23 protein-coding genes and 1 tRNA gene are annotated in these 22,316 nt (G+C 68.6%); 21 read left to right on the forward strand and 3 right to left on the reverse strand.

What is annotated here, in order from left to right:
- Positions 1-86: 86 nt before the first annotated feature.
- The 5 genes from EIP85_RS15860 (at position 87) to mobA (ending at position 4,325) form a co-directional block, all read left to right on the forward strand.
- Positions 87-506 carry a hypothetical protein gene (locus tag EIP85_RS15860; protein WP_127903196.1) on the forward strand — a complete coding sequence of 140 codons (420 nt, stop codon included), beginning with the start codon at positions 87-89 and terminating at the stop codon, positions 504-506.
- Between the two features lie 13 nt (positions 507-519).
- Positions 520-1,662 (forward strand): acyl-CoA dehydrogenase family protein, encoded by a 1,143-nt coding sequence (locus EIP85_RS15865; RefSeq protein WP_127903197.1) that lies wholly within the window; start codon positions 520-522, stop codon positions 1,660-1,662.
- Positions 1,662-2,696, forward strand: a complete 1,035-nt coding sequence (locus tag EIP85_RS15870; RefSeq protein WP_127903198.1) for an enoyl-CoA hydratase/isomerase family protein — start codon at positions 1,662-1,664, stop codon at positions 2,694-2,696. The genes EIP85_RS15865 and EIP85_RS15870 overlap by 1 nt, the downstream gene beginning before the upstream one ends.
- 2 nt (positions 2,697-2,698) lie before the next feature.
- Positions 2,699-3,571 carry a 3-hydroxyisobutyrate dehydrogenase gene (gene mmsB / locus EIP85_RS15875; protein WP_127903199.1) on the forward strand — a complete coding sequence of 291 codons (873 nt, stop codon included), beginning with the start codon at positions 2,699-2,701 and terminating at the stop codon, positions 3,569-3,571.
- Positions 3,572-3,683: 112 nt separating this feature from the next.
- Positions 3,684-4,325 (forward strand): molybdenum cofactor guanylyltransferase MobA, encoded by a 642-nt coding sequence (gene mobA / locus EIP85_RS15880; RefSeq protein ID WP_127903200.1) that lies wholly within the window; start codon positions 3,684-3,686, stop codon positions 4,323-4,325.
- A 65-nt stretch (positions 4,326-4,390) separates the two neighbouring features.
- Here the strand turns inward: mobA and EIP85_RS15885 are convergent, their stop codons facing one another.
- The gene (locus EIP85_RS15885; RefSeq protein ID WP_127903201.1) at positions 4,391-4,735 is read right to left on the reverse strand and encodes a hypothetical protein; all 345 of its coding nucleotides are present in this window, start codon (positions 4,733-4,735) and stop codon (positions 4,391-4,393) included.
- 288 nt (positions 4,736-5,023) lie between these two features.
- Here EIP85_RS15885 and infC point away from each other — a divergent pair, with 288 nt between their 5' ends.
- From infC to EIP85_RS15960, 15 genes are all read left to right on the forward strand, one after another.
- The gene (gene infC, locus EIP85_RS15890) at positions 5,024-5,500 is read left to right on the forward strand and encodes a translation initiation factor IF-3 (RefSeq protein WP_479681301.1); all 477 of its coding nucleotides are present in this window, start codon (positions 5,024-5,026) and stop codon (positions 5,498-5,500) included.
- Positions 5,497-6,093, forward strand: coding sequence for a hypothetical protein (locus tag EIP85_RS15895; protein WP_127903203.1), 597 nt, complete (start codon positions 5,497-5,499; stop codon positions 6,091-6,093). The genes infC and EIP85_RS15895 overlap by 4 nt, the downstream gene beginning before the upstream one ends.
- Positions 6,094-6,210: 117 nt before the next feature.
- Positions 6,211-6,681 carry a lytic transglycosylase domain-containing protein gene (locus tag EIP85_RS15900; protein WP_127903204.1) on the forward strand — a complete coding sequence of 157 codons (471 nt, stop codon included), beginning with the start codon at positions 6,211-6,213 and terminating at the stop codon, positions 6,679-6,681.
- 125 nt (positions 6,682-6,806) lie between these two features.
- The gene (ppk2, locus tag EIP85_RS15905; RefSeq protein WP_127903205.1) at positions 6,807-7,748 is read left to right on the forward strand and encodes a polyphosphate kinase 2; all 942 of its coding nucleotides are present in this window, start codon (positions 6,807-6,809) and stop codon (positions 7,746-7,748) included.
- Between the two features lie 90 nt (positions 7,749-7,838).
- Positions 7,839-9,044, forward strand: coding sequence for an aminotransferase-like domain-containing protein (locus EIP85_RS15910; protein ID WP_127903206.1), 1,206 nt, complete (start codon positions 7,839-7,841; stop codon positions 9,042-9,044).
- A 99-nt stretch (positions 9,045-9,143) separates the two neighbouring features.
- Positions 9,144-10,058 (forward strand): PhzF family phenazine biosynthesis protein, encoded by a 915-nt coding sequence (locus EIP85_RS15915; RefSeq protein WP_127903207.1) that lies wholly within the window; start codon positions 9,144-9,146, stop codon positions 10,056-10,058.
- Positions 10,059-10,070: 12 nt separating this feature from the next.
- On the forward strand, positions 10,071-10,364 hold the full coding sequence (locus tag EIP85_RS15920) for a DUF1330 domain-containing protein (protein ID WP_127903208.1): 294 nt from the start codon (positions 10,071-10,073) through the stop codon (positions 10,362-10,364).
- Positions 10,365-10,447: 83 nt separating this feature from the next.
- Positions 10,448-10,891 carry a tellurite resistance TerB family protein gene (locus EIP85_RS15925; RefSeq protein WP_127903209.1) on the forward strand — a complete coding sequence of 148 codons (444 nt, stop codon included), beginning with the start codon at positions 10,448-10,450 and terminating at the stop codon, positions 10,889-10,891.
- Entirely contained in the window at positions 10,888-11,637 is a 750-nt protein-coding gene (locus tag EIP85_RS15930; RefSeq protein ID WP_127903210.1) for a phosphate/phosphite/phosphonate ABC transporter substrate-binding protein, read from the forward strand. The genes EIP85_RS15925 and EIP85_RS15930 overlap by 4 nt, the downstream gene beginning before the upstream one ends.
- 342 nt (positions 11,638-11,979) lie before the next feature.
- Positions 11,980-13,314: a glutamine synthetase family protein gene (locus tag EIP85_RS15935; protein ID WP_127903273.1), complete on the forward strand. Its 1,335-nt coding sequence runs from the start codon at positions 11,980-11,982 to the stop codon at positions 13,312-13,314.
- A 119-nt stretch (positions 13,315-13,433) separates the two neighbouring features.
- Positions 13,434-14,114, forward strand: coding sequence for a type 1 glutamine amidotransferase (locus EIP85_RS15940; protein ID WP_127903211.1), 681 nt, complete (start codon positions 13,434-13,436; stop codon positions 14,112-14,114).
- Positions 14,115-14,129: 15 nt separating this feature from the next.
- Complete coding sequence (locus EIP85_RS15945) at positions 14,130-15,485, forward strand: glutamine synthetase family protein (protein ID WP_127903212.1); 1,356 nt, start codon at positions 14,130-14,132, stop codon at positions 15,483-15,485.
- Between the two features lie 124 nt (positions 15,486-15,609).
- Complete coding sequence (locus tag EIP85_RS15950) at positions 15,610-16,917, forward strand: NAD(P)/FAD-dependent oxidoreductase (protein ID WP_127903213.1); 1,308 nt, start codon at positions 15,610-15,612, stop codon at positions 16,915-16,917.
- 142 nt (positions 16,918-17,059) lie between these two features.
- Positions 17,060-18,265 carry a DegT/DnrJ/EryC1/StrS family aminotransferase gene (locus tag EIP85_RS15955; protein WP_127903214.1) on the forward strand — a complete coding sequence of 402 codons (1,206 nt, stop codon included), beginning with the start codon at positions 17,060-17,062 and terminating at the stop codon, positions 18,263-18,265.
- 160 nt (positions 18,266-18,425) lie between these two features.
- Positions 18,426-18,499, forward strand: a tRNA-Gly gene (locus tag EIP85_RS15960).
- Positions 18,500-18,672: 173 nt separating this feature from the next.
- Here EIP85_RS15960 and EIP85_RS15965 read toward each other — a convergent pair.
- Complete coding sequence (locus EIP85_RS15965; RefSeq protein ID WP_127903215.1) at positions 18,673-19,374, reverse strand: outer membrane protein; 702 nt, start codon at positions 19,372-19,374, stop codon at positions 18,673-18,675.
- Positions 19,375-19,726: 352 nt separating this feature from the next.
- On the opposite strand from EIP85_RS15965, the gene EIP85_RS15970 reads away from it, so the two are divergent.
- The gene (locus tag EIP85_RS15970; protein ID WP_127903216.1) at positions 19,727-20,680 is read left to right on the forward strand and encodes a helix-turn-helix domain-containing protein; all 954 of its coding nucleotides are present in this window, start codon (positions 19,727-19,729) and stop codon (positions 20,678-20,680) included.
- Between the two features lie 34 nt (positions 20,681-20,714).
- Here EIP85_RS15970 and pgi read toward each other — a convergent pair whose 3' ends face one another.
- On the reverse strand, positions 20,715-22,310 hold the full coding sequence (pgi, locus tag EIP85_RS15975; RefSeq protein WP_127903217.1) for a glucose-6-phosphate isomerase: 1,596 nt from the start codon (positions 22,308-22,310) through the stop codon (positions 20,715-20,717).
- Between the last annotated feature and the right edge of the window lie 6 nt (positions 22,311-22,316).

Here is a 22,316-nt window from a genome sequence, read left to right on the forward strand (position 1 = left end):
ACCGTCACCGCCGGCGCAGGATTGATAGATGAGCGTGGGCGTGGTTTGTCAGAAGCTGGCGGCCGCGCAGGCCGACTGGGAGAGACATGCCGGCAAGCTTCCGCATCCTGCCCAAGCACGGGCTCGTCTACGTCAGGCTCTACGGCCATATCTGGCCTGCCGAAAGCCTCGAGGCTTTACGCAACTATCTCCGCCATCCCGATTTCCGGCCCGGCCAGAAGCAGCTGATCGACATGGGCGGGATCGAGGTGATGGAGCGCGACTTCACCGGCCTGGCCGGGTTGCAGGCGGAAATGGCGGGAGCGTTCCTGGGAAGCGAGCCGCAGGTTCTCATGGCCTTCCTCGCCCCGACGCCGATGTCCCAATTCGCCGCGGCCTTCGCCGCACGGCCCTGGGAGCCGTTCGACCACTTCGTCGCCCGGGTCGTGGACAACGAGACGGCGGCGTTTGATTTTCTGGGCCTGACCGGGCTCAGGCTTTCCGATCTGGAGCCTGAGTTCGAGTGAACCGGGGGAAAAGATGGATTTCGCGCTGAGCGAGGAACAGCAGGCTATCTTCGACATGGCCAGGGACGTCGGCCAGGCCGAGATCGCGCCGAATGCCCGCACCTGGGAGCAGGCCGGAACGATCCCCAGGACGCTCTGGCCGAAGCTCGCGGAGCTGGGCCTCGGCGGGCTCTACATCTCGGAAGACTATGGCGGCAGCGGGCTTGGACGGCTGGACGCGACGCTGGTTTTCGAGGCGCTGGCCATGGCCTGCCCCGCCGTCTCTGCCTTCCTGTCGATCCACAACATGTGCGGCGCGATGATCGAGCGTTTCGGCTCGGAGGAGCTGAAGGCGCGGCTGCTGCCGAAGCTCTGCGCGATGGAGACGATCTTCTCCTACTGCCTGACGGAGCCAGGATCGGGCTCGGACGCGGCGGCGCTGCGGACCCGGGCGGAGCGCACCGGCGAGGGCTACGCGTTGACCGGCACCAAGGCCTTCATCTCCGGCGGCGGTTATTCGGATGCCTATATCGTCATGGCACGGACCGGGGGTGACGGGCCGCGGGGCATCTCTGCCCTGATCGTGGAGGCCGGCGCGCCGGGCCTGTCCTTCGGCGGGCTGGAAGACAAGATGGGCTGGCGCGCGCAGGAAACCCGTCAGGTCCAGTTCGACGGCTGCGCTGTGCCGGCCGGAAACCTGCTGGGCGAGGAGGGCCGGGGGTTTTCCTATGCGATGGCCGGGCTCGACGGCGGGCGGCTCAACATCGCGGCCTCGGCGCTGGGCGGGGCACAGGCGGCTTTCGACGCGACGCTGCGCTACATGGCCGACCGCCATGCCTTCGGCAAGCCGCTGGCAGCCTTCCAGGCGCTGCAGTTCCGCCTCGCCGAGATGAAGGTGAAGCTGCACGCCTCGCGCACCTTCCTGCGCCGCGCGGCCTGGGAGCTGGACCGCGCCGGCCCCGAGGCCACGAAATACTGCGCCATGGCGAAGCTGATGGTGACCGACGCGGCCTTCGCCGTCGCCAACGACTGCCTGCAGATGCACGGCGGCTACGGCTACCTGGCGGACACGGGCATCGAGAAGATCGTGCGCGACCTGCGCGTCCACCAGATCCTTGAAGGCACGAACGAGATCATGCGGGTCATCATCGCCCGTTCGCTGGTGGAGGGCGCGTGATGGCGGAGATCGAGACCCGGATCGAGGGGCGGATCGGCCGGATCACCCTGAACCGGCCGCAGGCGCTCAACGCGCTCGACGCGCCGATGTGCCGGGCGCTCGACGATGCGCTGGTGGCCTGGTCGGGCGACCCCGCGGTGGCGCTGGTGGTGATCGACGCGGCGGGGGAGCGCGCCTTCTGCGCCGGGGGCGACATTGCCAGCGTCTACCGCGAAGGCATAGCCGGGGCCACGGCCGGCGCGCGCGCCTTCTGGCGCGAGGAATACGTGATGAACGCGCGGCTGGCGGAATACCCGAAACCGGTGGTCAGCCTGATGCAGGGCTACGTGATGGGCGGCGGGGTCGGGATCGGCTGCCACGGCCATCCCCGGGTGGTGGGTGAGACCACGAAGATGGCGATGCCGGAATGCGCGATCGGGCTGATCCCCGACGTGGGCGGCACCTATCTGCTGGGCCGCGCGCCGGGTCTTGCGGGCGATTACCTCGGGCTCACCGGAACGCGGATGGGTCCAGGCGACGCGATCTACGCGGGGTTCGCCGACCGGTTCGTTCCGGAGGCGGACTGGCCCGCACTGATCGCCGCGCTTGCGGAGGCGGGAAGCATCGCGCCGCTCGACAGCTTCGCCGCCCCCCCGCCCGAAGGCACCCTGCCGGCACGGCAGGCGGAGATCGACACGCTCTTTGCCGGCGCGGACCTGGCCGCGATCCTTGCCGCGCTGCGCGGCGCGGGCACCGACTTCGCGGCCGCCACGCTGGGGCTGATCGAGGCGGGCTCTCCGCTTTCGGCCGCCTGCACCCTTGCCATGGTCCGCGCCCAGCGGGCCGCGCCCGACCTGCGCCGGGCGCTGCAAGCGGAATACCGCTATACCCATCGCGCGGTGGAGCGCTCGGACCTGCTGGAGGGGATCCGCGCCGCCGTGATCGACAAGGACCGCAGCCCGCGCTGGCAGATCACCGGAGCGGCGGCGGAAGCGCGGGCGGAGGAGATGCGCGCCCCGCTCGGCGACGAGGAACTTTCATTCGGGGAGGACTGACCATGCGGATCGGCTTTATCGGCCTCGGCAACATGGGCGCGCCGATGGCGGCCAATCTTGCGGCGGCGGGGCACGAGGTGGCGGGGTTCGACATCGCGGCGCCGATGCCCGCGGGGGTGGCCAAGGCGGCCTCGATCGCAGAGGCCGCCGCCGGGGCCGAGGTCGTCCTTACCATGCTCCCCGACGGCGCGATCCTGCGGCGCGTGGCGGCCGAGGCGATCCCGGCGATGGCGCGGGGCGCGGCGCTCTGCGACTGCTCAACGGTCGATATCGACAGCGCCCGCGCGGTGGCGGAGGAGGCCCGCGCCGCGGGGCTCGGCGCGCTCGATGCGCCGGTGTCGGGCGGGATCGGCGGGGCCGCGGCGGGCACGCTGACCTTCATGGTCGGCGGCACGGCGGAAGCCTTCGCCCGCGTGGCGCCGCTCTTCGATGTCATGGGCCAGAAGGCGGTTCACTGCGGCGCCTCGGGCGCGGGCCAGGCGGCGAAGATCTGCAACAACATGATCCTTGGCGCGACGATGATCGCGACCTGCGAGGCTTTCGCGTTGGCCGACAAGCTGGGCCTCGAGCGCCAGAAGATGTTCGATGTCGTCTCCACCTCCTCGGGCGCGTCCTGGTCGATGAACAGCTATTGTCCGGCGCCCGGCGTGGGGCCGACCTCCCCCGCCGACAACGGCTACCGTCCCGGCTTCGCGGCAGAGCTGATGCTGAAGGATCTCCGCCTGTCGCAACAGGCGGCGGAGGGCGCGGATGCCGACACGCCCATGGGTGCTCTGGCGGCGCGGATCTACGCGGATTTCGTCGAGGCCGAAGACGGCCGCGGCAAGGATTTCTCGGCCATGCTGCCGCGCCTCGCAGCCCGGCACCGCCGCTGAGCGCCGGATCTTCTCGGGCCTTCCTGGCCCAAATACTCCCCCGCCGGAGGCGCCCCGCCCTCACCGCCTGCGCGGCGTTTGAAGGCGGAGGACGCCGGTGCTAGGAGGCCCCATGACCGCGTCCCGCACCCCTGCCCCAGCCGGACCCGAGCTTGCCGGGCTGATCCTTGCCGGCGGCCTCTCCTCCCGCATGGGCGGCGGGATCAAGGGGCTGCGGCTGCTGGCCGGAAAGCCGATGCTCGCCCATGTGATCGCGCGGATCGCGCCGCAGCTGGGGCGGCTTGCGGTCAACGCCAACGCACCGGGCTGCGAAGGCTTCGGGCTGCCGGTGCTGGCTGACACGGTCGCGGGCCATCCCGGGCCGCTGGCCGGGATCCTTGCCGGGCTCGGCTGGGCGGAGGCGACTGGCGCGGACTGGCTGTTGACCGCGCCCGGCGACGCGCCGTTCCTGCCGCGGGATCTGGTGGCGCGGCTCCGGGCAGCCTCGGACGGGGAGCGGCCGGTGATGGCGCGCTCGGCCTCCGGGCTGCAGCCGGTGGTGGGGCTCTGGCCCACGCGGCTTGGGCCGGGGCTGGCGGACTGGCTGGCCAGGGGCGGCTCGCGCCGGGTGCAGGACTGGGCCTTCGCGGCGGGTGCCGTGATCTGCGAGGTGCCGGACCCGGGCGACGGGCCGGAGGCGTTCTTCAACGTCAACACGGCAGAGGACCTGGCGGAGGCGGAGCGCTGGGTGGCGGGATCCGGGGGCAAGGCCTGAGAGCCGCGCGACGGCCCCGGGGTGGCGCGCGCCGGTGGAAACGGGGCCAGGCGCGGCAGCCAGCGCTATTCCTTCTTCTTCGAGGCGATGGCCATGCGCAGCTTGTCGAGGACCGATTGCAGCTGTGCCGCATCGCCGGCGGCATGCTTGAAGGCTGTCATCAGGGCCAGGCGGTCGGTTTCGGCGATGTCGGCGCGGGCGATGCGGGTCTTGATCTCGTCCTGGCTGAGATCGGCAGCCTTCCAGGAGGGCGCCTTGTCCGCCGCAGCCTTGGCCGCCGGCCGGACCGGTGTGGCCGCGCCCGTCGAAGCGGGCCGCGCGGGGGCGGATGCGCGCCCGTCCTCGACCACCACCACGGCCACGCAGAGCGCCGCCGCCGCGAGGGTCGCCGCTGCCAGAAACCGCTTCATTCACCACTCTCCAAGGACCGGCCCGGGACGCATCCCCGCGCCCCGGCATCCCCCGACCCCGCCCTGTTCTGCCAGAGCCGCGCGCCGAAGGAAAGCGCCGCGCACGGCAGCCCGCGCCGGGGACCTGTGCAACACCCCGCCGGTGTCACGGGAAATCCGGTTGAAACCCTTATGCGGCGTGGCTATTTTGCGCGCCAGCAACCGCAGTGAAAAAGGACTCACGCCATAGCCCGCAGACCGCACCACGCCCCGCCGCAACGCGACACCGGACCCCGCGTCAATGACCGCATCCGGGCCCCGGAGATCCGCCTCATCGGGGCGGAAGGCGAAAACCTAGGCGTCGTCACCCCGAACCGCGCCATGATGCTGGCCGAGGAAGTGGGTCTCGATCTGGTCGAGATCTCGCCGAACGCCACGCCGCCGGTCTGCAAGATCATGGACTTTGGCAAGTTCAAGTATGAGCAGCAGAAGCGCGAGGCCGAGGCCCGCAAGAAGCAGCACATCATCGAGATCAAGGAAATCAAGTTCCGCCCGGGCACCGACACGCATGACTACGAAGTCAAGATGCGCTCGGTCCTCAAGTTCCTCGAGGGCGGCGACAAGGTGAAGATCACCCTGCGGTTCCGCGGCCGCGAAATGGCGCACCAGCAGCTTGGCCTGGAACTTCTCAACCGTGTGGCCGCCGATGTCGGCGAGCTCGGCAAGGTCGAGAACATGCCGAAGCTCGAAGGCCGCCAGATGGTGATGATGATCGGGCCGAAATGAGGGTCGGCCGCGGCTGGCCCTCGCCGGCCGCGGCGCTTCTGCTTGCGGCATCGGCCGCGCCTGCCGGGGCGGTCGGATTTACGGGGCCGCGGGAAAGCGGCCAGCAGGGCGGCGGCTGGAACGGGCCCGGACAGAACGGGACGGGCCAGCATCAGACCGGTCAGTATGTCGGGATCATCCTCGGCTCCGTCCACATCGGCCACGTTCACCTCAACAATTTCAACCCGGGCCTGACTTACGGCCGGATCTGGCCCGGCCCGCGCCCGCGGTTCGACTGGTTCGCCGAGGGCGGGGTATTCTACAATTCCTACAAGGAAGTCTCGCCCATCGCGATGTTCGGCGTGCGCTACGACATCGGCCGCCTCGGACCGGCCGAGATCCATCTCGGCGCTGTGGGGGGGATCGGCTATTACCGCAAGCTCTCCGCCAGCCTCGAGCAGGATTACGGCATCCCGAATGTCGCGGGCTTCATCCCGATGGCGGCGCTCAGCCTGTCGGCGCAGGTCGGCCGCACCGAGTACCGGCTGACGACGGTGCCGGCGGGGCGCGACGTCAAGGCGATCTTCAACCTCTCCGTCGCGGTCCATTTCTGAGCCGCCCGAACCGGCAAGGCCCCGCCCATCGGCAGCCCCTTGCCGGTGCCGGGCGCGATCGGGCCTTCCCGGCTTCCGCCTCAGCCGCTATCAGGACCCGGTCAACCGGAGGGCCTGATGGGAGCGCGCCTTGCTTCAGCATTTCTCGCCGCCGCCCTCGGGCTGGCGGCCTGCGCGCCCGCGCCTGTGCCCGAAACGCAACCCGCGCCGACCGCCCTTCCCCATGTCGCAGGCGAGACGCCGGAGATGGACGCGCTGATCGCCAAGGCGGCGCGGGCCTATGGGGTGCCGGTCAGCCTTGTCCACCGGGTCGTGCGGCGCGAGAGCAGCTACAACCCCCGCGCCCGCAACGGCCCCTATTACGGGCTGATGCAGCTGCTGCCGCAGACCGCGCGCACGATGGGCTACAGCGGCCCGGCGCGCGGGCTGCTCGATCCGGCGGTGAACCTGACCTATGGCGTGAAATACCTGCGCGGCGCCTGGCTGGTGGCCAACAAGAACCAGGACCGGGCGATCATGTGGTACTCGCGCGGCTATTACTACGAGGCCCGGCGGCGCGGGATGCTGGAGGTGACTGGGCTGAAGTGAGCGCGGGGTCCCGGGGTCCTGCGGAGTGGAATCCCCTGCCCCGGCCCGCCCGATCCGGTGTAGCGTCACGGAACCGTCGTGGAGCTTTGTTCTAAGACGGCCGTTCACGGACCGGAGTGCCGCTTATGTCCCAGCCCGACGACCCTCCCCCGCCTGAAGGTGCGCCCGACGGCGCGCGCGACTGGCTGGATGCCGAGCTCGCCGACACGATCGACGAGGATTACGAGCTGGAGCTGGAGGACGCGGCGCTGTCGCGCGAGATCGCGCGGATCTACCGCACCAAGCATCCCGACGCGATGGACCGGGCAAGCTATTTCTCTGCACTGCTGCATCTGCAGGCGGAGCTGATCAAGCTGCAGGACTGGGTGCAGCACCGGCGCGAGAAGGTGGTCGTGCTCTTCGAGGGCCGCGACAGCGCCGGCAAGGGCGGGGTCATCAAGCGCATCACCCAGCGCCTCGACCCCCGCGTCGCCCGCGTCGTGGCGCTGCCCGCGCCCTCGGACCGCGAGAAGACGCAATGGTATTTCCAGCGCTACATCTCTCACCTGCCGGCGGGGGGCGAGATCGTCCTTTTCGACCGGTCCTGGTACAACCGCGCGGGCGTCGAACGGGTGATGGGCTTTGCCACCGAGGATCAGGTGCAGGATTTCTTCCGCGACGTGCCGGAGTTCGAGCGGATGCTGCTGCGTTCTGGCATCCGCCTGATCAAGTACTGGTTCTCGATTACCGACGAAGAGCAGCAGATGCGCTTCCTGATCCGCATTCACGACCCGCTGAAGCAGTGGAAGCTTTCGCCGATGGACCTGCAGTCCCGCGTGCGCTGGGAGCAGTACACCAAGGCGAAAGAGGAGATGTTCGCCCGCACCAACATCCCCGAGGCACCGTGGTACATCGTCCCGGCCAACGACAAGAAGCGCGCGCGGCTGAACTGCATCGCGCATTTCCTGTCGCAGATCCCCTATGGCCCGGTGGAGCACGAGGAGGTCCACCTGCCCGAACGCGTCTTCAACCCGCATTACGAACGCGCGGTGCTGCCCAGGGAGCTTTACGTCCCACCGAAATACTGATGCCGCAGGCGCCCCTGTTTAGGTCATGCATCTTGACTTAATATCGTCGCGGGAGCAGCTTGCGCCGGCATCTGGGAAGGGGCTGGCAGAATGGACTGGAACGGGGTGTTCGCGACGCGGATGTCGCGGATGAAGGCATCGGAGATCCGCGAGCTTCTGAAGCTTCTGGACCAGCCCGAGATCATCTCCTTCGCTGGCGGCATTCCCGATCCGGCGTTGTTCCCGGCCGAGGCGTTTCGCGCGGCCTATGACGAGGCCCTCACCGCCGATCCCGGCACGGCGCTGCAGTATTCCGTCTCGGAGGGATACCGGCCGCTGCGCGAGTGGATCGCGGGCGAGATGGCGCGGATCGGCGTGCCCTGCGCGGCGGAGAACATCCTGATCACCTCCGGCTCGCAGCAGGCGCTCGACTACCTCGGCAAGCTGATGCTCTCGCCGGGCGACACCGCGCTTGTCGGCTGGCCGACCTATCTTGGTGCGCTTGGCGCCTTCAACGCCTACGAGCCGGTCTATGCCAGGCTCGACCCGGCCGGGAACCGCCCGGCGGAGGACATCCGCGCCGAGGCCGAGGCCCACGGCGGGGCAGTGAAATTCGCCTATCTCTCGGTCGATTTCGCCAACCCGACCGGCCAGACCACCGACCGCGCCGCACGCGAGCGGCTGATCGACCTAGCCGAGACGCTCGACATCGCCATCATCGAGGATGCCGCCTACCAGTCGCTGCGCTACGACGGCGAGGCGATCCCGCCGATCCTGGCGCTGGAGATCGCCCGGCGCGGCGATATCGAGGCCTGCCGGACGCTCTATTGCGGCTCCTTCTCGAAGACGCTGGCGCCGGGGCTGCGGGTGGGCTGGATCTGCGGCGCCCGGGACGTGATCGGGCGGCTCGTGCTGATGAAGCAGGCGGCGGACCTGCATTCCTCGACGATCAACCAGATGGTCGTCGACCGCGTGGCGCGAACGGTCTTCGCCCCGCATGTCGAGCGTCTGCGCGCCACCTACAAGGCGCGGCGCGACCATATGCTGGCCGCCCTCGCCCGCGAGATGCCGGAGGGGGTGAGCTGGACGCGGCCCGAAGGCGGCATGTTCGTCTGGGTGACACTGCCGGCCCAGATGGACGGGGCGGATCTGCTGGCGGCCTCGCTGAAGACGGAAAAGGTCGCCTTCGTGCCGGGCCGGGCCTTCTATGCCGACGGCTCCAACGGCAACGCCATCCGGCTGTCGTTCTCGTCCACCGACGAGGCGAAGATCGACGAGGGCATCGCCCGCCTCGGCCGCGCCATCGCGCGGGGCTGAGAGCCCTGCCCCCACCTGCCGGGCCGGCCGGCCCGAGAACGCCCCCTTGCCCTGACCGCGCCGGTGCCTAGGATATGGTCGGCGAGAAGAGAGGATCCGATGCTGACATTCCACACGCTCGACGTCTTCACGACGCGTCCCTATGCAGGCAATCCGCTGGCCGTCGTGCTGGGCGCCGACGAGCTGAGCCCGTCGCAGATGCAGACCATCGCGCGCGAATTCAACCTGAGCGAGACGATCTTCGTTCAGGCCCCGCGCGATCCGGCCAATACCGCGAAGGTGCGGATTTTCTTCCCCAGTGCCGAGATTCCCTTCGCCGGTCACCCGACGGTGGGCTGCGCCGTGCTTCTGGCGGTGCTGGCCGAGGGCGAGGGCGATTTCACCCGGCATATCCGGCTGGAGGAAGAGGCGGGGCTGGTTCCCGTCACCGTCACCCGCAAGGGCCGCGAGACGCGGGCCGAGTTCACTGCGCCGGTCCTGCCGGAGGCCCTGTCCGGCACGGTCGCCCCGGAGATGGCGGCGCGGGCGCTGGGCCTCGCCCCCGAGGACATCGGACTGCCGGGCCACGCGATCGGCACCTGGCAGGGCGGGCCTAAGTTCCTCTACCTGCCCATCCGCGACCGCGCGACGCTGGCCCGCGCGCGGCCCTGCGAGCCGCATTGGTCGGAGATGATGCAGGCCGCCGGGGTCGACAGCGGATACCTTTACACCAACGGGCACGGAGTAGATTTCCAGGCCCGCATGTTCTCGCCCACCCACGGCATTCCCGAGGATCCGGCGACGGGTTCAGCCAGCGCGATCCTTTCGGGTCCGCTGCATGCGGCGGGGCTTGTCCCGCCGGGCACGACCCACTTCCGCCTGATGCAGGGGGTGGAGATGGGGCGGCCCTCGGAGATCACGCTGTCGGTGGATGCGGATGCCGATGGCCCGACCGCGATCCGTATCGGCGGCGCGGCCGTGCGCATGTCGGAGGGGCTGATCCGCGTCTCCGAACGCGCCTTTGCCATGCCGTAACGGGGAAGAGCCATGCCAAAGGGATACTGGATCGCCCATGTCGACGTGACCGACCCCGCCGCCTACGAGCGCTACCGCGCGGCCAATGCCGAGGCCTTCGCCAAATACGGTGCGCGCTTCCTGGTCCGGGGCGGCGCGCAGGAGGTCATGGAGGGAGATCTGCGCGCCCGGGGCGTGGTTCTCGAATTCCCCTCGATCGAGGCGGCGCGGGCCTGCTACGCCAGCCCCGAATACCAGGCGGCCAAGGCGCTGCGCGATCCGGCCTCGGACGGCGATCTGGCCATCATCGAGGGATATGACGGCTGAACGCGCCGCAACTGCAGTCATTTCCGCGTCATCGCACGCGCCCCCCCTTGGCCGGGGGCCGCGCGCTCCCTATACCGTGATCCATGATCGGTGACATTCTTCGCGGCCTTCTGGCCCCCGACCCGCGCCCGCTGAGCCAGCCCGACGCGCGCCTTGCGCTCGCCGCGCTGATGGTGCGCATCGCCCGGGTGGACGGCGACTATTCCGATGCAGAGATCAACCGGATCGACCGCATCCTTTCCGCCCGATACGGGCTTTCGCCCTTCGATGCGATCGACCTGCGCCACCGGGCCGAGGACCTGGAGGCGCAGGCCCCCGACACCGTCCGCTTCACCCGCGCGATCAAGGAGGCGGTCGACTACGACCACCGCGAAAGCGTGATTGAGGCGCTGTGGTCGGTCGTACTCGCTGATGGCCACCGTGACGGCGAGGAGGATTCGCTGCTGCGGCTTCTCGCCAATCTCCTTGGCATCAACGACCGCGACTCCAACCTCGCCCGCCAGCGCGTGGAGGCCCGGCTGAAATGATCGCCGCTCTGCCGATGTACGATATGCCCGGCCAGCAGCCGGCGAACGATGCCTTCTGGGCGGCCGTCCGCGATGCGCTGCGCGCGCGCGGGATCGCGGCGCCGGACGCGCTCGACCGCGAGATCGGGCTGATGGAAGGCTGGCAGGCGCCGGAGCTGGTTCTGGGCCAGACCTGCGGCTTGCCGTTCCGCACCCGGCTCCACGACCGCGTGACGCTGCTGGCAACCGCCGATTACGGGCTGGAGGACACGCCGCCGGGCCATTACCGCTCGCTCTTCGTGGTGCGGGCGGGCGAGGCTGCGGAGGATCCCGAGGATTACGCCACCCGGCGCTTCGCCTACAACCAGCCCGACAGCCATTCCGGCTGGGCTGCGCCGCAGATCTGGGCCGGCAAGCGCGGCTTCCGCTTCCCGGGCACACTCGAGACAGGCGCGCATCGCGACAGCGCCCATGCGGTGGCCGGGGACCGCGCCGACATCGCCGCGATCGATGCGATCACCTGGGCGATGCTGAACCGCCACGAGCCGGACCTCACCGGCGCGCTGAAGGTCATCGGACGCACCGACAGCGCCCCGGGCCAGGCGCTGATCGCCGGTCCCGGCTCCGATGCCGAGGCGGGATTCGCAGCACTCTGCGAGGCGCTCGAAGCGCTCGCCCCCGACATGCGCGAGGCCCTGATGATCCGGCAGATCGTGCGGATCCCGGCGGCGGAGTACCTCGCCGTTCCGACGCCGCCCGGGCCATAGCCCGCTTGCCCGATGCGCGGCACATGGGCGCCGCCGGGTAGCGCATGAGCGCCGAAACCGGCGGGCGCTGTGCTTTGTCATGCCTGCCTTTTTGGCAAAAGCAGCCTGCGCGCGCGCTTCGGGCGCCTTCCCCGTTGCCTTTCGCCGAAATCCCGGCCTTACTGCGGTGATCCGCAACCACTTCGTGCTGAAATTGACCGCGCCCGCCCCCGCCCGAGACCCCGCCCGCCGGTTCCTTCAGGACCGGCCCGGGGACCTTCCCGGACGGGGACGCGCCCTGTCATCGAGGTTGCGCCTTCGGCCCAGAGCGGCCCAGACCCGGCGGGAAATCCCATGACAGACATGAAGACCTGGCTCCACAAGCACCCCGAGGTGCGCACAATCCGCGTGGCCGCAGCCGACCTCAACGGCCAGGCGCGCGGCAAGCGCGTCCCCGCCCGCTTCGCCGACAAGGTGGTCAGCGAAGGCACGCGGTTTCCGATGTCGGTGCTCAACCTCGACATCTGGGGCGAGGATATCGAGGACAGCCCGCTGGTCTTCGACAGCGGCGATGCCGACGGCGTGCTCCGCCCGACCGAGCGTGGCTTCCTGCCGATGCCCTGGCTCGAGGCGCCCACCGCGCTGCTGCCGATCTGGATGTTCCGCGACACGGGCGCGCCCTACGAGGGCGACCCCCGCCATGCGCTGCGCGCCGTGGTCGAGCGCTACGCCGAGCGGGGCCTGACCCCGGTTGTCGCGACCGAGCTCGAATTTTTCCTGATCGACGACAGCGGCAAGAAGCTTCAGGCCCCGGTCTCGCCCCGCTCGGGCAAGCGCAGGAAGGCGGCCGAGACGCTCTCGATCCGCGCGCTCGACGCATTCGACATCTTCTTCACCGATCTCTACGACGCCTGCGAGGCGATGGACATCCCGGCCGACACCGCGATCTCGGAAGCCGGGCTGGGCCAGTTCGAGATCAACCTGATGCATACGGAGAACGCGCTGAAGGCCGCCGACGACGCCTGGCTCTTCAAGATGCTGGTGAAGGGGCTGGCGCGGCGGCACGGCTTTGCCGCCTCCTTCATGGCCAAACCCTATCCGGACTACTCCGGCAACGGGTTGCACACCCATTTCTCGGTGCTCGACGAGAGCGGACGCAACATTTTCTCCGACGGTGGGCCGAAGGGGTCGGACGCGCTGCGGCACGCGGTGGCGGGCTGCCTGACGGCGATGGAACCCTCGACGCTGCTTTTCGCGCCGCATGCCAACAGCTACGACCGGCTGGTGCCGGAGGCGCATGCGCCCAACAACATCTGCTGGGCCTATGAGAACAGGACCTCGGCGATCCGCATCCCGTCGGGCAGCGCCGAGGCACGGCGGATCGAGCATCGGGTCTCCGGCGGCGACGTGAACCCCTACCTGATGCTGGCCACCATCCTGGGCGCCGCGCTGATGGGGATGGAGGACAAGCTAGAGGCCCCCGCCCCGATCACCGGCAACGCCTATGCGCTGTCGCTGCCCCAGCTGCCGACGACCTGGGACGAGGCGATCGACATGTTCGAGCGCAGCCCGGTGATCGCCCGGCTGCTGCCGGAGGAGCTGATCCGGAACTTCGTTCTGACCAAGCGGCAGGAGCGCCACTACATGGCCGAACTGTCGCCCGAGGAGCAGATCGAGGTCTATCTCGACACTGTCTGACGGGGCGGCGCGCGTGCGAAAAGGCGCCGGATGGGGCCGGCAAACGCCCCGCCCTCTCCCCCCTTGCCGGCCCGCCCGGGCCGGATTACCCTCGCCGAAACAACCATTCAGAGCACCCCATGCGGATCGGAATACTTCAGACCGGCGAGGCGCCTGACGCCCTTCGTCCGGAAGCGGGCGACTACCCGGCCATGTTCGAGCGCCTCCTCGGCGGGCAGGGCTTCACCTTCCGCACCTGGAAGGTGATGGAGATGGACTTTCCCGCATCGCCCAGCGAGGCGGACGGCTGGCTGATCACCGGATCGCGCCACGGCGCCTACGAGGATCTGCCGTTCATCAAGCCGCTCGAGACCTTCATCCGCGCCGTCTATGACGCGCATGTCCCGCTCGTCGGGATCTGTTTCGGTCACCAGATCATCGCCCAGGCGCTGGGTGGCAAGGTGGAGAAGTTCCACGGCGGCTGGTCGGTCGGTCCGACCGATTACGACTTCGGTGGAGAGACGCTGACGCTGAACGCCTGGCACCAGGACCAGGTGACAAAACTGCCGGAGGGCGCGACGCGCGTCGCCTCCTCCCCATTCTGCGAGAATGCGGCGCTGGTCTATGACGACCGCGCCTATACCGTTCAGGCCCATCCCGAATTTGCCGACGATTTCGTCAGCGGCCTGATCAAGACCCGCGGCAAGGGCGTCGTTCCCGAGGCCCAGCTCGCGGCCGCCGAGGCGCGCCTCGGCACCCCGCTCGCCGCCGGCGCGATCGCCGCCCGGATCGGCGAATTTTTCAAACACCCCAGAGGCTAGACCGAAAGGGACCCCATGCCGGACTGGATCGAGAAGCTCCCCCATGCCGCCCGCGACTATATCCGCGGGCGCCGGCTGGACGAGGTGGAATGCATCATCGCCGATATCGCGGGCGTCGCCCGCGGCAAGGCGATGCCGGCGTCCAAATTCGCCAAACAGCCGCAGTTCTACCTGCCGAATTCGATCTTTCTGCAGACCATCACCGGCGAATGGGCCGACAACCCGGTGGGCGCCTTCACCGAGCCGGACATGGTGCTGGTCCCTGACCTCTCCACCGCCACGGCGGCGCCCTGGACGGCGGATTACACGCTGCAGATCATCCACGAGGCGCGCGACCAGCAGGGCGTGCTGATCCCCTATTCCCCGCGCAACGTGCTCAAGCGCGTGCTGGGGCTCTACGAGGCGAAGGGCTGGCGCCCCGTGGTGGCGCCGGAGATGGAGTTCTTCCTCGTCGCCCGCAACATCGACCCGAACCAGCCGATCATCCCGCCGATGGGCCGCACCGGGCGCCGCGCCATGGCCAAGCAGGCCTATTCGATGTCCGCCGTCGACGAATACGGCAAGGTGATCGACGACATCTACGATTTCGCCGAGATCCAGGGCTTCGAGATCGACGGTATCCTGCAGGAGGGCGGCGCGGGCCAGGTGGAGATCAACCTCAACCACGGCGCGCCGGTCGCCCTGGCCGACGAGATCTTCTACTTCAAGCGGCTGATCCGCGAGGCGGCGCTGCGCCACGACTGCTTCGGCACCTTCATGGCCAAGCCGATCGAGGGCGAGCCGGGATCGGCAATGCACCTGCACCATTCCGTGGTCGACGCGAAGACCGGCAAGAACATCTTTTCCAATCCCGACGGGTCGGAGACCGAGGCGTTCCTGCATTTCGTCGCGGGGATGCAGACCTACCTGCCTGCGGTCATCGCGCTGCTGGCGCCCTATGTGAACTCCTACCGCCGCTACGTCCCGGATTTCGCCGCACCCATCAACCTCGAATGGGGCCGCGACAACCGCACCACGGGGCTGCGCATCCCGATCTCCGAGCCCGAGGCGCGGCGGATCGAGAACCGCCTCGCCGGGATGGACTGCAACCCCTACCTCGGCATCGCCGCCTCGCTGGTCTGCGGCTACCTCGGGCTGGTCGAGAAGAAGATGCCGCGGCCGGAATGCACGGGCGACGCCTATATGGGCGATGACGAACTGCCGACGAACCTCGGCGACGCGCTCGACATTTTCGCCGAGAGCGCGGCGATCCGGGAGGCGCTTGGGCCAGAGTTCTGTTCTGTCTACGAATCCGTGAAACGGAACGAATACAAGGAGTTCCTGCAGGTCATCAGCCCCTGGGAACGCGAGCACCTGCTGCTGAACGTATGAGCAGGCGGAGATCCGATCGGCAGGCGGTCCCGGCCCCAACCACGGCGCGCCGCACCGCCGGGCCTTCGCCCGCCCGCGGACGGGCGCGGGCCATCCGTGGTGCCGGGTCGGGGGGAATGCGCGCATGAGCCTTCTGCACCTCAACGACCGGCCGGGCGAATACCCCGAGAGCCTCTATGCCGCGACCCGCGACCCCGCGCCCGACCGCCCCGCCCTCGCCGGCGAGATCCGCGCCGACGCCTGCATCGTCGGGGGTGGCTACACCGGGCTTTCCGCAGCGCTTCACCTTGCCCGCACCGGCCGCCGGGTGGTGGTGCTGGAGGCGCATCGCGCGGGTTTCGGTGCCTCGGGCCGCAACGGCGGGCAGATCGGATCGGGCCAGCGGCTGGAGGTCGGCGCGCTGGAGAAGATGGCCGGCAAGTCCGCCGCCCGGCGTCTTTGGGACATGGCAGAGGAGGCCAAGGCGCTGACCTATGCGCTGGCCGAAGAGGCCGGCGTGCCGACCCGGCGAGGCATCGCCCATGCGGCGCGGCTTGCTTCCGAGGTCGCCCACTCGCACGCCATGGCCGAGCGCCTCGCCCGCGATTACGGCTACGACCAGATCACCCCGCTTGACCGAGCGGGACTGCAGGCCCTGATCCCCTCGCCGGCCTATGTCGGCGGCGATATCGACCGTGGCGCGGGTCATGTGCATCCCCTGAACCTCGCGCTTGGCTACGCGCGGCTGGCCGAGGCCGCGGGCGCGACGATCTTCGAGCGGTCCGAGGTCAACGCCCTTGCCCATGGCAGCGCGACAACGCCCAGCCGGGTGACGACGACGAAGGGCACGGTGCTGGCCGATCACGTGATCCTGGCCGCCAACGGATATCTCGACCGGCTGGAGCCGCGCATCGCCGCGCGGGTCATGCCGATCAACAACTACATCGTGGCGACCGAGCCATTGGGCGCGCGCTCGGCCGAGGTCCTGACCGAGATGATCGCGGCCCATGACACCAAGTTCGTGGTGAACTACTGGCGGCTTTCGGAGGACCAGCGGCTGATCTTCGGTGGCGGCGAGACGGTGACCTACCGCTTCCCGCGCGACATCGCCGCCAAGGTGCGCAAGCCGATGCTGCAGGTCTATCCGCACCTTGCGGATGTGAAAATCACCCATGCCTGGGGCGGCACGCTGGCAATCACGCTGAACCGGATGCCCTGCTTCCGCCGCCCGGCGGCGAATGCGCTCTCGGCCTCCGGCTTCTCGGGGCATGGCGTGGCGATGGCGACGCTGGCGGGCAAGCTCATGGCAGAGGCGGTGACGGCCACCTCGGACGGGTTCGATGTGATGGCCGCGCTGCCGATGCCGGCCTTCCCCGGCGGCACGCTGCTGCGTGGGCCGATGCTCGTTGCCGGGATGTCCTGGTACACGCTGCGCGACAAGCTGGGCCTGTAGAGGCATCAGGGCGACACCCGCCGGAGCCGCGCATGACGCGCCGTAAACGGCCATCCCCCGCCCATCACGGGCATTTGCAATGGCCAAGCGGCCCTCGATCACTTACACATTTCCTGAAAGGCGATTTCAGGAAAGGTGAAGAATGGCCCTCGCTCCGAACGTCTACGACGCAGAGCCCATCCCAGACGCCGCCCGCGCCGAGATCGAGCGCCTGCTCTCCTCGGGCGATCTCTTCCGCTACACATCCGAGAGCTCTCCGGTTCAGCTGCTGGAGGCCGAGTTCGCCGAGCTGATGGGCGCGCGCTATGCGCTGGCCGTCTCCTCCTGCTCGGGAGCGCTGTTCCTGGCGCTTAAGGCGCTCGATCTGCCGCGGGACGCGCGGGTGCTGATCCCGGCCTTCACCTTCGCCGCCGTGCCTTCCGCCGTGGTCCATGCCGACTGCGTTCCGGTGCTGTGCGAGGTGGGCGAGAACTTCCGCATCGACCTCGACGATTTCGCGCGGAAGATCGACGACGACATTGCCTGTGTCCTGATCTCGCACATGCGCGGCCATACCTCGGACATGGACGCGATCATGGCCGCCTGCGCCGAACGTGACATCCCTGTGCTGGAGGATGCGGCCCATTCGCTGGGCACCGAATGGCACGGGAAGAAGATCGGCACGCTCGGCAAGATCGGCTGTTTCTCCTTCCAGTCCTACAAGCTCGTGAATGCAGGCGAGGGCGGGATTCTGATCACCGACGACCCCGAACTTGCCGCCCGCGCCACCATCATGTCCGGCGCCTACGAGCATAACTGGAAGAAGCACCGCGGCGAGGCCGGGCTGCAGAACAGCTTTGCGCATTGGCAGAACCGGCTGCCGCTTTACAACATGCGGCTGCAGAACCTCTCGGCCACGGTGATCCGGCCGCAGCTGCCGCTGGTCGCCGACCGGGTCGAGAAGGGCCGCACCAACCACGATTACGTCGCCGATCGGCTGAACACCTGCGAGTGGCTTCACGTCCCGCCGCCGCTGCCGCCGGAAGAGCGCGCGCCGGATTCGATCCAGTTCAACCTCGTGGGGTTCGAGAGTGATGCCGAGGCCCGCGCCTTCCAGGATGCGGCCAAGGCGCGCGGCGTCTCGGTCCAGGTCTTCGGGCTTAGCCAAGACAACGCCCGCGCCTTCTGGAACTGGCAGTTCCTCGGCGAGGTGCCCGAGCTGCCGCAGACACGCGCCATGCTGATGCGCGCCTGCGACGTGCGCCTGCCTGTGCGGCTGAGCCGGGAAGAACTCGATTTCATCGCCGAGGCCCTGATCGCCGCCGCCGAGGCCGTGAAGGCTGCCGCCCCCCGCGCCTACGGCACCTGAGACGGAGACCGCGGTCCCCCCGCCGCCCGCCGCCGCCCGCCACCCGGCGCAGGCTGCGGAGGGCCGGGCGCGCTTTCCCCACGCGCCCTCGCGCCATCCGCCTGACCGGGCGCTGAGCCCTCTTGCGCAACTGCCCGGCTCCGGCTATCAGAACCTCGCTGCGGGTGTAGCTCAATGGCAGAGCAGAAGCTTCCCAAGCTTACGACGAGGGTTCGATTCCCTTCACCCGCTCCAGCCCACCAGCCATGACGAAAAAGCGGCCCGCATCAGCGCGCCGCTTAAACTGATATTGGCCCAAACTCAGACCGGCGGGGCAGCAGGGACGGCGCCCCTGCCCTCTCTCCCATGAATTCAAGCGAGAGCGGAAACACGGGCGGGCCGTTGGGCGCCCGCCGGCCCGGCCTGGTTCAGAAGCGGTAGGTGATCCCGACCGTGAGGGTCGAGCCATTCGGCTCGCTGTACTTCTCCGGACCGCCCCCGAAGTTGAAGGTCCTGCTGGGAAGGTGAGTATACATGTAGCGCAGGTCGAGCGAGACGTGCCGCGTCAGCGCGTGCTCCACGCCCACACCGGCCGCGAGCCCGACATAGGTGTGGTCGTAATTCTTGGCGAAGCTGCTTCCCGGACCTGTCGTGACCCGCAGCCCGGTATAATCCAGCCCGGCAAAGGCATAGGGAAGCCAGGTGTCATACGCGTAGCCGACCCGCGCGCCCAGTACCGCCGTAAAGCGTTGCTTGATCTGGTCGCTGACCGTACCGATACCCGGGATCGTCTCGACCAGCGGCGACTTGGGCCGGGCGAGAGGCACCCAGGCGAACACGCCGGTCACGACGTGGTTCGGCTGCTCCCAGTCATATCCGGCCTGAAGTCCGAAGAGGTTGCCGCTGAGCTTGGGATCCTGGTAACAGATGCCGACGCAGCCATCGACCTTGATGTGGCCCGAGGTGCGCCCCCCGAAGACCCCGACGTAACTCCCACCCCAGGTCATTTGCGGCGCCGTGTCCGCCATCGAAACGACGGGCGCCGGGCTTGAGGCATCATTCGCAACCGCGGCGGTGGAGAAAACCACGCCGGAGGCGAGAAGCGCGAGGACGCTGGCAAGAGGTTTCACTGTCTTTTCCTTGTCTTACGAACACCACTATTCATGTTTCCCCGATGCCTAGCAGGAACGTGCGATGCAGGGTGTCTCAAGTTGATGCAGAACATCTCAATTCGATCGGAAGCGTCGGGGGACAGGAAGGACAGGGCGTCCGCCCCGGGCAGCGCGCACCGACGACGCCTGTTCGGGATCGACCCTGGGTTCAATCGACGCCCGCAATGCACCCATCCAGCAAGGGCCCCCGGGGCGCGAAATTCTTGACCCGGCGCGCATAAGCGCCAGTTTCAAAGGTGCTATTTGCTTAACGTGACCGGGGCCCACTGGGCATGCCACACAGGAGAGATCTGGCAGGGGAGGCTGACCTTTGGACGACCGTGGCGACCCGCATCCGGGCTTCACATTGGAGACGACCCGGGATGTGCGCCAGCAGGACCAGGTGGATTATTGGCGCAGCCTACATCCATCACTCCGCCTCGACGTTCCGAAAGGGCGTGATTATCGGGCCTTCGACGGCGAGCGCCTGCTCTTCGGCAGCCGCGGCGGGAGTGCCGTCTGCTACGCGCAGGCCGACGACATGATCGGCCATTTCCAGGGAAGCCATCCGGACTTCCTGCTATTGAGTCTCGTCATGGCCGGCGCCACCGAGTTCCGCCCCAGCCACGGGACAGAGGTGGTCGCAGAGCCGGGCGCGGGCTTTCTCGTCCTGGACAGCGGGTCATCCATCCGGTCGCGATCCCACGATTGCGCGCATGCCTATCTCACGCTGCCCAAGCATCTGATCGACGCCGATCCGGCAACGCTCACCGGAGAGCAGGGCATTTCCCTTTTGCCGGAAACGGGTTTGCTGCGGTTTCTGCGGCTCCAGCTTCAGGAAATACCCGTGAGCGGCAGGGACCTGGGCGCGCGTTCCGCCGAGGTCGCGGTGGAAAACACGGTAGAACTGGCCGTCGCCGCCCTCAACGAACGAAGCGCACGCCGCCGGGCCGCACCGAAGGACAGGGACCTGTTCGAGGCGGCGAGAGCGCTGATCGAAATCCGCGCCGCGGAGGCCGGCCTGACCGCCTCGGCGATCGCGGAAGCGCTGGGATGCTCACGGGCACAGCTTTACCGCGTGTTTTCGGACAGGGACCTCGGGATCGGGCAGATGATCCGCACGACAAGGCTCGCGCGCGCGAAGGCCCTGCTAGAGACCCACGATACACTTCCGATCAAGGTCATTGCGACGATGAGCGGATACGAAAACGCCGCGTCCTTCTCGCGCGCGTTCCTGCGCCGCGAAGGCGTCTCGCCGGACCGGTACAGGGCTTCTCTCCACTAAGCCTGTGACCTGCCCCGGAACGCCACCCTGCGCTTCAGCCCTTCAGCGCCGCCACCAGCATGGCGGTCGAGCCGTCCTTGCCCTCGGTGCCTTCCTTGCCCTCGAGAATCGGAACCAGCTTCAGCGCAAGCTCCTTGCCCAGCTCGACGCCCCATTGGTCGAAGCTGTTGATGCCGAGGATCACGCCCTCCACGAACACCCGGTGCTCGTAAAGCGCCACGATCTGGCCCAGCACGAAGGGGGTCAGCTTGTCGTAGACCAGCGTGGTCGAGGGCCGGTTTCCCGGGAAGACGCGGTGCCGCGCCTGACGTTCCAGCTCCGCCCCTTCAAGGCCCTTTTTACGCATGATCTCCGTGGCTTCCGCGAGGGTCCTGCCACGCAGCAGCGCCTCGGACTGGGCCAGGCAATTGGCGACCAGCAGAAGGTGCTGATGGGCCAGGTCCGGCTCGTGCCCCTCGCGGCCAACCATGAACTCGCAGGGGATCACCCGCGTGCCCTGGTGGATGAGCTGGTAGAAGGCGTGCTGGCCGTTGGTCCCCGGTTCGCCCCAGACGACCGGACCGGAATGCCGCGGCAGATCGCGCCCGTCCATCGAGACGCGCTTGCCGTTACTCTCCATCTCCAGCTGCTGGAAATAGGCCGGCAACCGGCTGAGGCGCTGCTCGTAGGGCAGTACGGCGCGCGTCGCGTAGTCGCAGACCTGATTGTGCCAGATCCCGACCAGCGCCAGGAGCACCGGCAGGTTCTCCGCCAGGGGCGCCGTGCGGAAATGCGCGTCCATCGCCGCCCCGCCGGCGAGGAAATCGTCGAAGGCCTCCGGCCCGACGGCAAGCATCAGCGACAGCCCGATCGGTCCCCACATCGAGTAGCGCCCGCCGACCCAGTCCTCGAAGCCGAAGACGCGGGCCGGGTCGATGCCGAAGGCGCCGGTCTTGTCGAGCGCGGTGGAGACGGCGGCGAATTGCGCCGCGGGGTCGGCGACCGCCTTGCCCATCCAACGCTTCGCCGTCCCGGCATTGGTCATGGTCTCGACCGTGGTGAAGGTCTTCGACGCCACGATCACCAGCGTCGTCGCCGGATCGCATTGCGCCAGAAGATCGTGCACATGCGCGCCATCGACGTTCGAGACGAAATGGCAGCGCGGCCCGTCGGCATAGGGCGCGAGCGCGAGGTACCCCATCGCCGGGCCGAGGTCCGACCCGCCGATGCCGATATTCACCACATCCCTGATCGGCCCGCCCTGCCCCTTGAAGGCGCCGATGCGGACCGCGCGGGCGAACTCGGCCATGCGGGCATGAACCGAGCGCACCTCCGGCATCACGTCTGCGCCGTCCACCGTCACCGAGCCCTTGAGGTTCCGAAGCGCGGTGTGCAGCACCGCGCGGCCCTCGGTCTCGTTGATCTTGGCGCCGGTGAACATCGCCTCGCGCTTGCCCGCCACATCGGCCCGCTCGGCAAGCTCGATCAGAAGGCCGCGCGCCTCGGCGTCGATGTTGGTCTTCGAATAGTCGAAGAGCAGCCCGTCGGCCCGGGCCGAGAAGTCCTCTGCCCGCTTGCCGTCGAACAGGTCAAGAATACGCCGGTCGCCCACGCGGCCATGATGCGCCTCGAGCCGCTGCCAGATTTCCATTGCCCG

The organism is Solirhodobacter olei, from assembly GCF_004010155.1.
In the GTDB taxonomy this organism is placed as follows: Bacteria; Pseudomonadota; Alphaproteobacteria; order Rhodobacterales; family Rhodobacteraceae; genus Solirhodobacter; species Solirhodobacter olei.